Source organism: Pseudomonas edaphica, from assembly GCF_005863185.1.
Taxonomy (GTDB): Bacteria; Pseudomonadota; Gammaproteobacteria; order Pseudomonadales; family Pseudomonadaceae; genus Aquipseudomonas; species Aquipseudomonas edaphica.
The window spans coordinates 1-9,941 of record NZ_VBVZ01000195.1 but is presented as its reverse complement, the minus strand read 5'-3'; the positions used below and the strand labels follow the sequence as shown (position 1 = coordinate 9,941).

The 9,941-nt window shown below is 60.4% G+C and carries 10 protein-coding genes and 1 pseudogene; 3 read left to right on the top strand and 8 right to left on the bottom strand.

What is annotated here, in order from left to right; translation table 11 throughout:
- Positions 1-835 precede the first annotated feature (835 nt).
- Complete coding sequence (gene mqo, locus FEM54_RS14895) at positions 836-2,344, top strand: malate dehydrogenase (quinone) (RefSeq protein ID WP_138451634.1); 1,509 nt, start codon at positions 836-838, stop codon at positions 2,342-2,344.
- Positions 2,345-2,436: 92 nt separating this feature from the next.
- Here mqo and FEM54_RS14890 read toward each other — a convergent pair whose 3' ends face one another.
- From FEM54_RS14890 to FEM54_RS14875, 4 genes are all read right to left on the bottom strand, one after another.
- Positions 2,437-2,724 (bottom strand): PA4642 family protein, encoded by a 288-nt coding sequence (locus FEM54_RS14890; RefSeq protein WP_017138220.1) that lies wholly within the window; start codon positions 2,722-2,724, stop codon positions 2,437-2,439.
- A gap of 190 nt (positions 2,725-2,914) precedes the next feature.
- Positions 2,915-3,400, bottom strand: a complete 486-nt coding sequence (locus FEM54_RS14885) for a hypothetical protein (protein WP_138451632.1) — start codon at positions 3,398-3,400, stop codon at positions 2,915-2,917.
- 35 nt (positions 3,401-3,435) lie between these two features.
- The gene (locus tag FEM54_RS14880; RefSeq protein ID WP_138451630.1) at positions 3,436-3,903 is read right to left on the bottom strand and encodes a WbuC family cupin fold metalloprotein; all 468 of its coding nucleotides are present in this window, start codon (positions 3,901-3,903) and stop codon (positions 3,436-3,438) included.
- A 3-nt stretch (positions 3,904-3,906) separates the two neighbouring features.
- The gene (locus tag FEM54_RS14875; protein WP_003216150.1) at positions 3,907-4,464 is read right to left on the bottom strand and encodes a hypoxanthine-guanine phosphoribosyltransferase; all 558 of its coding nucleotides are present in this window, start codon (positions 4,462-4,464) and stop codon (positions 3,907-3,909) included.
- 163 nt (positions 4,465-4,627) lie between these two features.
- On the opposite strand from FEM54_RS14875, the gene upp reads away from it, so the two are divergent.
- Both upp and FEM54_RS14865 read left to right on the top strand, forming a co-directional pair.
- Positions 4,628-5,266, top strand: a complete 639-nt coding sequence (gene upp, locus FEM54_RS14870) for a uracil phosphoribosyltransferase (RefSeq protein ID WP_138451628.1) — start codon at positions 4,628-4,630, stop codon at positions 5,264-5,266.
- A gap of 2 nt (positions 5,267-5,268) precedes the next feature.
- Positions 5,269-6,543 (top strand): uracil-xanthine permease family protein, encoded by a 1,275-nt coding sequence (locus FEM54_RS14865; protein WP_017138224.1) that lies wholly within the window; start codon positions 5,269-5,271, stop codon positions 6,541-6,543.
- Between the two features lie 67 nt (positions 6,544-6,610).
- On the opposite strand, the pseudogene hisC reads toward FEM54_RS14865, so the two are convergent.
- The 4 genes and pseudogenes from hisC to FEM54_RS34330 form a co-directional block, all read right to left on the bottom strand.
- Positions 6,611-7,663, bottom strand: a pseudogene (gene hisC / locus FEM54_RS14860) (histidinol-phosphate transaminase).
- Positions 7,664-7,666: 3 nt separating this feature from the next.
- Complete coding sequence (gene hisD / locus FEM54_RS14855) at positions 7,667-8,986, bottom strand: histidinol dehydrogenase (protein WP_017138226.1); 1,320 nt, start codon at positions 8,984-8,986, stop codon at positions 7,667-7,669.
- A 127-nt stretch (positions 8,987-9,113) separates the two neighbouring features.
- Positions 9,114-9,749 (bottom strand): ATP phosphoribosyltransferase, encoded by a 636-nt coding sequence (gene hisG, locus FEM54_RS14850; RefSeq protein WP_003188599.1) that lies wholly within the window; start codon positions 9,747-9,749, stop codon positions 9,114-9,116.
- Between the two features lie 8 nt (positions 9,750-9,757).
- On the bottom strand, positions 9,758-9,941 hold a 184-nt coding region (locus tag FEM54_RS34330), incomplete at its 5' end, for a hypothetical protein (RefSeq protein ID WP_205894405.1).

Here is a 9,941-nt window from a genome sequence, read left to right as displayed (position 1 = left end):
GGTGGAAGTCACGGAGACACATCTGGGCTGGATGCACCGCCCACTGCCAATGAACGCCCGAATCAGCCCACGGGTTGCCCACACGCACTCGCGGCACGCACTGGCTTCCTGAACGCCCTAATAAAAGTCACAAAACACGCCCATTTCCCTGGCGTTCTTCGCTACAATCTCCCCCCGATTATAAGGACGTCTCCTGATCGGGCCTCGCAGCATCGTTAATGCCTCGGTATTAACCCCCCAATCGCCCACAGAGAGCCGCCCACACAGATCGAGTGAAGCTGGCGCGCTTGCTGTTTTCTTTGCAAACCACCCCTCTTTACCGAATCTGCCAGAGCTGCCATTGCGCTCGGCCACTTGAGTTGTTTGCCCGTCTTGCCGCGTGTCGGCAGGGGTTTACGGGCCAGGTGCCAGGCTGGGGCAGCCCTTTTTTGAGGTTCACGTCTTCAAAAGAGCGTGAAAAAAACGGGTTTTCACAACTTCACAAGAGTGTGGCGAGCAAATGAATAGTTTGGCGTTTGTACAAGCACCATCAGCGTCTGGAACAGCCCAACCACACAGGACCGAGTACTCCTCAAACACCGGAGCTTGAGCCTGTCCGCTACGGTTTGATTGCACAAATCGCACGCTTTGACCATAAGTCGAATTGCCACAGGCGCCCATGAATGCGTTCATAGGCAGATTAGCCTGGCAGGAAGCGTGTGCTGAAGTTGCAAAGAATTGCGAAACGGACATGGCGATCCTGGCCATGGGTAACCTGGGGCAACACGTGAACCGCCCCGTCACTCCTGGCAGCCATGCCGTCAATTTGGTGCTGCAGATTTTGGAGACGCGTTAAATGGCGCATAACGAAGCAGTCGACGTAGTACTGGTAGGGGCCGGCATCATGAGTGCCACCCTGGCCGTATTGCTCAAAGAGCTCGACCCCGGCCTCAAGCTGGAAGTCGTTGAGCTGATGGATTCGGGTGCCGCGGAGAGTTCCAACCCGTGGAACAACGCCGGCACCGGCCACGCCGGGCTGTGTGAGCTGAACTACACGCCGCAGGCTGGCGACGGCTCCATCGACATCAAGAAAGCCGTGCACATCAACACCCAGTTCGAGGTGTCGAAGCAGTTCTGGGCGTACCTGACCAAAAAGGGCACCTTTGGCTCGTCCAAGTCCTTTATCAGCCCGGTGCCGCACCTGAGCTTCGTGCAAGGCGACAAAGGCGTGTCTTTCCTCAAGAAACGCTTTGAAACCCTCAGCCAGCACCATGCGTTCTCGGACATGCATTACACCGAAGACCGCAATGAGATGGCCGAGTGGATGCCGCTGATGATGCCGGGCCGCCCGCTCGACGAAAAAATCGCGGCCACCCGCGTGATGAACGGCACCGACGTCAATTTCGGCGCCCTGACCAACCAACTGCTGTCGCACCTGACCAGCGCACCGGATGCCCAGGTCAAGTACAGCAAGCGCGTTACCGGCCTCAAGCGCAATGGCGCGGGCTGGACCGTGAGCATCAAGGACGTCAACAGCGGCAACACCCGCGAAGTCGACGCCAAGTTCGTGTTCCTCGGCGCCGGTGGCGCGGCCCTGCCGCTGCTGCAAGCTTCGGGCATCGAAGAAAGCAAAGGCTTCGGCGGCTTCCCGGTCAGTGGCCAGTGGCTGCGTTGCGACAACCCGGAAGTGGTCAAGCACCACCAGGCCAAGGTCTACAGCCAGGCCGCCGTGGGCTCGCCGCCGATGTCCGTGCCGCACCTGGACACCCGCGTGGTCGATGGCCAGAAATCCCTGCTGTTCGGGCCATACGCCGGCTTCACCACCAAGTTCCTCAAGCACGGCTCGTTCCTCGACCTGCCGCTGTCGGTTCGCGCCGGCAATATCGGCCCGATGCTGGCGGTCGCTCGCGACAACATGGACCTGACCAAATACCTGGTCAGCGAAGTGATGCAGTCCATGGAGCAGCGCCTGGAATCACTGCGCCGCTTCTACCCGCAAGCCAAAGCCGAAGACTGGCGCCTGGAAGTGGCCGGCCAACGGGTGCAGATCATCAAGAAAGACCCGAAAAAAGGCGGCGTGCTGCAATTTGGCACCGAGCTGGTCGCGGCCAAAGACGGCTCGCTGGCGGCCCTGCTGGGCGCGTCCCCAGGCGCTTCGGTGACGGTTTCGATCATGCTGGAACTGATCGAGCGCTGCTTCCCGGCCAAGGCTGCTGGTGAGTGGGCGGCCAAGCTGCACGAGATCTTCCCGGCGAGGGAAAAAGTGCTGGAGACGGACGCTGAGCTGTATCGCAAGATCAATGCGCAGAACAACATCAGCCTGGAGCTGGTTGCGCAAAGCAACGAGGCTGAAAGCTTCGCTTGAGGTCTTGACGCGGAGCGTCAGTGGAGGCATTCCCACGCGGAGCGTGGGAACGATCAAACGCCCTTCGGGGCGTTTTTTTGTGGCCGGGATAATCAGCCGCGAGCGTTTTCGATCAGCTCGATGTACTCAGGCGCGTTGCGCTGGTCCTTGATCAGCTCGACGAAGGTCTTGCCGTGCTCGTCCTTACCATCCAGGTCCAGGCCAGCTTCCTTGAAAAAGCCCAGGAAGCGCTCGAAGTCGTCGATACGCAGGCCACGGTAGGCCTTGATCAGCTTGTGCAGGGACGGTGAAGTCGCGTCGACTGGCTCAAAATCCAGGAACAACTTGATCTGGTCGTCGCCGATCTCGTCACCAATCACCTGTTTCTTATCTTTACGCATTACCGACTCCAGCCTGCAGACATTTACACGGGATTGGGAGTCTACCTGCCAGACACCACCTTCGAAAACAACCAAACACTCATGTGGGAGCCGGCTTGCCTGCGATAGCGGTGCATCAGTGACAGTTGGGCCAACTGACCCGCCGCCATCGCAGGCAAGCCAGCTCCCACATTGACTGCATTCGGCTTAATTACTTTGCGCGTACGGCCCCTGTGTGCAGATCCGCCCAGATATGCCCATTGGCATAACTGAGGAACTGCACATACACCGTGTCATTGCGCAGCAGGTCGACAATCACTCGATATTGCGCCATTGGGTAAGACAGGGTCAGGGTTTTGCTGGCGTCATCGAACATCGGCTTTTTCAGGCTTTTGCTTTCGGCATCAAAATTGAGCACCACCTGACTGATCGTCGCGCCCTTGTTCAGGGATTTCCCCTTGAGGCGGATCATCAACGGCGAGGTCACCGGAATTGGCTGTTGCGTCGACTGCCGCTGGCTACCCACCACCACCGCATACTCGGTAACTTGCAGCAGTTGCTGCTGGTCGGGCGTTTGCGCACGCAGGGTCAGGTCATCGGGCGGCAGGAACTGGCTGTGCATCGGCGCGGGCGCGGCAGCCAGTGGCAAACTGAGAGTCAACGCCAGGGCGGCGCAGGTGCGTGTCAACAGGCTCATGGGCCGCTCCGTAGAAGAAGGCCGAGCACTGTAGCTCAATCGAACTGGGCGAGCATCCAGCGTTGATACTCGGCCACACCGGAATCGCCTTCGCGGGGCGCCCAGTCGGGTGACTCGCCCTCGCCTATCGGGCGATACGGCCCGGCCTTGCATTCAAACATCACACTGTCAGGCTCCAGCACCACCAGGCCATGAAACACGCCTGGCGGCAGATCGACGCCTGCACACTCACCGCCCGCCTGCAGAATGCGCTTGGCAATCACCTCGCCGGTATCGCTGAACACCAGTAAGCCGAGGCTGCCCTTGAGCACCAACAGGGTTTCCGCCTTGTCGGCACGCAGGTGCCGATGCGGCGGCACATAGGTGTCGGGTTGCAGGCCAACGGCCAGGCGATGGCAGGGCTCTTCCATCTGATGGAGGTTGTGATGGTGCCGGCCGCGAGGGCTGGCGGCGGCTTTCTCGGCCAATTGCGCGAACAGCGTCTGATCAAGAAAGCGCACCATGGTTTACATCCCTTTAACCGCGTAGATGCCATTGGCGTTACGCCAGTAGCCTTTGTAGTCCATGCCGTAGCCGAAGATGTAACGATCGATGCACGGCAGGCCGACGTAATCGGCTTTGAGGTCCGGACGGGCTTTGCGGTCGTGGTCTTTGTCGATCAGTACGGCGGTGTGCACTTTGCGCGCGCCGGCATGTTTGCAGAAGTCGATGATCGCGCCCAGGGTGTGACCTTCATCGAGGATGTCGTCGATGATCAGCACGTCGCGGTCGATGAACGACACTTCCGGCTTGGCTTTCCAGAACAGGTCGCCGCCGCTGGTCTCGTTGCGATAACGGGTGGCGTGCAGGTAGGAGGCTTCCAGCGGGAATTGCAGATGAGTCAGCAATTTGCCGGCGAAAATCAGGCCGCCGTTCATCACGCAGAAGACCACCGGGTTGGTGTCGGCCATTTCGCGGCTGATGTGTGCGCCGACCTTGGCGATCGCTTCTTCGACTTGCGCTTCGGTGTACAGGCAGTCAGCCTCGCGCATGATTTGACGGATATGCTCGAGATCAGCGGACATGGCGCTCTCCAAGGGGGTGCTGTGGCAAGAAAAGCGGGCAAAGGTACGCATGTGAGGCGCAACGATCAAGCCTTAATGGACTAACGTACTAGATGTCTATAGGACAACACCCTCGGATAGATTAATCTAGGCCGGTTTTTTGCCCGCCGCCGGAGCCTTTCCCATGCCCACTCGCGAGATCCGCGACCCGCTGATCCGACACAAACGCGGCCTTATGGGCCGTGCCGACATTAGCACGAAGAATTTCCGTGAGCTTGCTCAGGAAGTCGGAGCGCTGCTGACTTATGAAGCGACCAAGGATTTGCCGCTGGAAACCTACGAGATCCCCGGTTGGGCCGGTCCCGTACAAGTGGAGAAAATCGCCGGTAAGAAAATCACCGTAGTGCCTATCCTGCGCGCCGGTATCGGCATGCTCGAAGGCGTGCTCAGCCTGATCCCGGGCGCCAAAGTCAGCGCCGTGGGCGTGGCTCGTAATGAAGAAACCTTGCAGGCGCACACCTACCTGGAAAAACTCGTCCCGGAAATCAACGAACGCCTGGCAATGATCATCGACCCGATGCTCGCCACCGGCAGCTCCATGGTTGCCACCATCGACCTGCTGAAAAAAGCTGGCTGCAAGGACATCCGCGCCATGGTGCTGGTAGCTGCCCCTGAAGGCATCGCTGCCGTCGAAAAGGCTCACCCGGACGTGCAGATCTACACCGCCTCCATCGACGAGCGCTTGAACGAACACGGCTACATCATCCCAGGCCTGGGCGATGCCGGTGACAAGATCTTCGGCACCAAGCAGAAGGACGCGTGAGCATGCAGGATGAATTCAACGACCCGCTTTGGCGCCAGATCCTGTCTGGCGCACAAATGCTGTTTGTAGCATTTGGCGCGCTGGTGTTGATGCCACTGATCACAGGTCTTGATCCAAACGTCGCACTGTTTACCGCAGGCCTGGGCACGTTGCTGTTCCAGGTGGTGACAGGGCGGCAGGTGCCGGTATTCCTGGCATCGAGCTTTGCGTTTATCACCCCGATCATTCTCGCCAAGGGCCAGTTCGGCTTGGCGGCGACCATGGGCGGGGTGATGGCGGCCGGTTTCGTTTATACCTTTTTGGGCCTGGCCGTGAAGGTCAAAGGCACGGGCTTCATCGACCGCCTGCTGCCGCCGGTGGTGATTGGCCCGGTGATCATTTCCATCGGTCTGGCCATGGCGCCGATTGCCGCCAACATGGCGATGGGCAAAGCCGGTGATGGCAGCGAGCTGATCCATTACCAGACGGCGATGCTGATTTCGATGCCGGCGCTGCTGACCACTCTGATCGTCGCGGTATTCGGCAAAGGCATTTTCCGCCTGGTGCCGATTATCTCCGGCGTGCTGGTCGGCTTTGCCATGTCGTTCTACTTTGGTGTGGTCGACACGGCAAAGATCGCCGCCGCGCCGTGGTTCGCCCTGCCCCACTTCACCGCGCCGGAGTTCAACTGGCAGGCCATCCTGTTTATCGTCCCGGTGGCCCTGGCCCCGGCGATCGAACATATCGGCGGTGTGATTGCGGTGGGCAGCGTGACCGGTCGCGATTACCTGAAGAAGCCCGGCCTGCACCGCACCCTGCTGGGTGACGGGATTGCCACCACCGCTGCCGGCCTGTTCGGCGGCCCGCCAAACACCACTTACGCCGAAGTGACGGGCGCAGTGATGCTGACCAAGAACTACAACCCGAAAATCATGACCTGGGCGGCAGTGTTTGCCATCAGCCTGGCGTTTATCGGCAAGTTCGGCGCGTTGCTGCAAAGCATCCCGGTACCGGTGATGGGCGGGATTCTGTGCCTGCTGTTCGGCTCGATTGCGGCGGTTGGCATGAACACGTTGATCCGCCACAAGATCGACCTGGGTGAGGCGCGCAATCTGGTGATTGTGTCGGTGACTTTGGTGTTCGGGATTGGCGGTGTGCTGGTCGGCACCGGCACTGGCCCGGATGATTTCGGCCTCAAGGGCATCGCCCTGTGTGCGGTGGTAGCGATTGGTTTGAACCTGCTGCTGCCGGGCAATGATGGCTGGAAGAACAAGAAGCCGGATGAGCCGTTGATCTAACTGGCTCAACGCAAAAAAAAGTGGGAGCTGGCTTGCCAGCTCCCACTTTTTTTATCTTCAGTGTGGCTTAGAGCTCGCCGAGGCCATCGATCAGCGCCTGGTTCTGCTCCGGCGTACCGATGCTGATCCGCAGGAACTGGGCAATCCGCTCCTGCTTGAAGTGCCGCACGATCACGCCTTGCTCACGCAGCTTTGCGGCCAAACCCGCGGCGTCGTGCCGTGGGTGACGGGCAAAGATGAAGTTGGCCGCTGAAGGCAACACTTCAAAGCCCTTGCCTTGTAACTGCGCGACCACCGTGTTGCGGCTGTCGATCACCCGCTTGCACGTTTTCTCGAAGTACTCACGGTCTTCAAACGCCGCCGCCGCGCCGACAATCGCCAGGCGATCCAGCGGGTAGGAGTTGAAGCTGTTCTTGACCCGCTCCAGCGCCTCGATCAGGTCCGGGTGGCCCACGGCCAGGCCTACACGCAAACCGGCCAGTGAGCGCGATTTGGACAGGGTCTGGGTCACCAGCAGGTTCGGGTAGCGATCCACCAGGCTGATGGCGGTTTCGCCGCCGAAGTCGATATAGGCTTAATCGACCACCACCACCGAATCCGGGCTGGCCTTGAGGATCTGCTCCACTGCATCCAGCGCCAGCACGCAGCCGGTCGGCGCGTTCGGATTGGGGAAGATGATTCCGCCATTGGGCTTGGCGTAGTCGGCCACGCGGATCTGGAATTGCTCGTCCAGCGGCACCGGGGCGGACTTGATGCCATACAGGCCGCAGTACACCGGGTAGAAGCTGTAGCTGATGTCCGGGAACAGCAGCGGCAAGTCGTGCTGGAACAGGCCGTGGAAGATGTGCGCCAGCACTTCGTCGGAACCGTTGCCGAGGAACACCTTGCTGGCGTCGACCGCGTAATACTTGGCCACGGCCTGCTTGAGCAGGTCGCTGTTGGGGTCCGGGTACAGGCGCAAATTGTCGTTCAACTCGGCCTGCATCGCGGCCAGCGCCTTGGGCGAAGGGCCGTAGGGGTTTTCATTGGTGTTGAGCTTGACCAGTTTGGTCAGCTTCGGTTGTTCGCCGGGTACGTAAGGCACGAGGTCCTTGACGAAGGGGCTCCAGAATTTGCTCATGCCTCATTTCCCCTCTTCAAGGATGCGATATTCGGCGCTACGCGCGTGAGCGCTCAGCGATTCACCACGGGCCAGCACCGAGGCAGTCTTGCCCAGTTCGGAGGCGCCTTGTGGCGAGCAGAAGATAATCGACGAGCGCTTCTGGAAGTCATACACCCCCAGCGGCGACGAGAACCGCGCGGTGCCGGACGTCGGCAGCACGTGGTTGGGGCCGGCGCAGTAGTCGCCCAGGGCTTCGCTGGTGTGACGGCCCATGAAGATCGCACCGGCGTGGCGGATCAACGGCAGCCAGGCCTGTGGGTCGGCTACGGACAACTCCAAGTGCTCTGGCGCAATGCGGTTGGCCACTTCGATGGCCTGTTCCATGTCACGCACCAGAATCAGCGCACCACGGCCATTGATCGACTTCTCGATGATCTCGGCGCGCTCCATGGTCGGCAGCAGTTTGTTGATGCTGGCGGCGACCTTGTCGAGGAACTCGGCGTCCGGGCTGACCAGAATCGCCTGGGCGTCTTCGTCGTGCTCGGCCTGGGAAAACAGGTCCATGGCGATCCAGTCCGGGTCGGTCTGGCCATCACACACCACGAGAATTTCCGAAGGGCCGGCGATCATGTCGATACCGACCTGGCCAAACACGTGGCGCTTGGCGGTGGCGACATAGATGTTGCCGGGGCCAACCACCTTGTCGACCTTCGGCACGCTTTCGGTGCCGTAGGCCAGGGCTGCAACGGCTTGCGCACCACCAATGGTGAACACGCGGTCGACACCGGCGATGCAGGCAGCGGCCAGCACCAGCTCGTTGATTTCACCACGCGGGGTCGGCACCACCATGACCACTTCGGTCACGCCCGCCACTTTGGCCGGAATCGCGTTCATCAGTACCGATGACGGATACGAGGCCTTGCCGCCGGGCACGTACAGACCGGCGCGGTCCAGCGGCGTGACTTTTTGGCCCAGCACGGTGCCGTCGGCTTCGGTGTAGCTCCAGGAATCCTGTTTCTGTTTTTCGTGGTAGCTGCGCACCCGCGCCGCCGCCACTTCCAGGGCTTCGCGCTGGGGTGCAGTGATGCGTGTCAGCGCCAGCTCCAGGCGTTCACGGGGCAGGATCAGGTCGGCCATGGACTTCACGTCCAGGCCATCGAACTGACGGGTGAAATCCACCAGCGCCGCATCACCGCGCTCGCGCACGGCCTTGATGATGTCGAGCACTCGCTGGTTGACCGAGTCGTCAGACACGCTTTCCCAGCTCAGCAGATGATCCAGATGATGGGCGAAATCCGGGTCGGCAGCGTTGAGTCGGGCAATTGCAGTGGACGTGGTCATAGCGAGGGCCTCAATAGAATTGGCAAAAACTCAGGCGCCCTAAACTAGCAGTCATTTCCGCTTGGGCACCTGAGAATTCTGGCTATGAGGCGGATAGACGGGCGCGACCTAAGGCCGCGCGGGTGAGTCAACCGCGGTGTCGAGACTCCACTGCCTTGCGCAGGGTGTCGATCAACGCCTGGATACGGGCGTGTTGCATTTTCATGGAGGCTTTGTTGACGATCAAGCGGGAACTGATGTCGGCAATGAAGTCCTGGGGTTCGAGGCCGTTGGCACGCAGGGTGTTGCCGGTGTCGACCACGTCGATGATTTTGTCGGCCAGGCCGATCAGCGGCGCCAGCTCCATCGAGCCGTAGAGCTTGATGATGTCGACCTGACGGCCTTGCTCGGCGTAGTAGCGCTTGGCGACGTTGACGAACTTGGTGGCCACGCGCAGGCGGCCTTTAGGCTCAACGTCACCGACACGGCCGGCGGTCATCAGCTTGCACAGCGCAATACGCAGGTCCAACGGCTCGTAAAGGCCCTGGCCACCGTATTCCATCAGCACATCTTTACCCGCAACACCGAGGTCGGCGGCGCCATGCTCAACGTAGGTCGGCACGTCGGTAGCCCGCACGATCAGCAGGCGCACATCGTCCTGGGTCGTGGGGATGATCAGCTTGCGGCTCTTGTCCGGATTCTCGGTTGGCACGATGCCCGCTTCAGCCAGAAGCGGCAAAGTGTCGTCAAGGATGCGGCCCTTGGACAGTGCGATGGTCAACATGGGAAACGTCAGTCCTTCATCAGGCTATTGCTGCCCGGTCGCAAACGGCGCCAGACACAGATCGAGGCCATTACAGCCTCGACTTGAAACAAATTCAGCAGGATTAGCTGAAAACACAACCCTGTGGCGAGGGAGCTTGCTCCCGCTGGACTGCGCAGCAGTCCCGTTCTTGGGGGCCGCTTCGCGACCCAG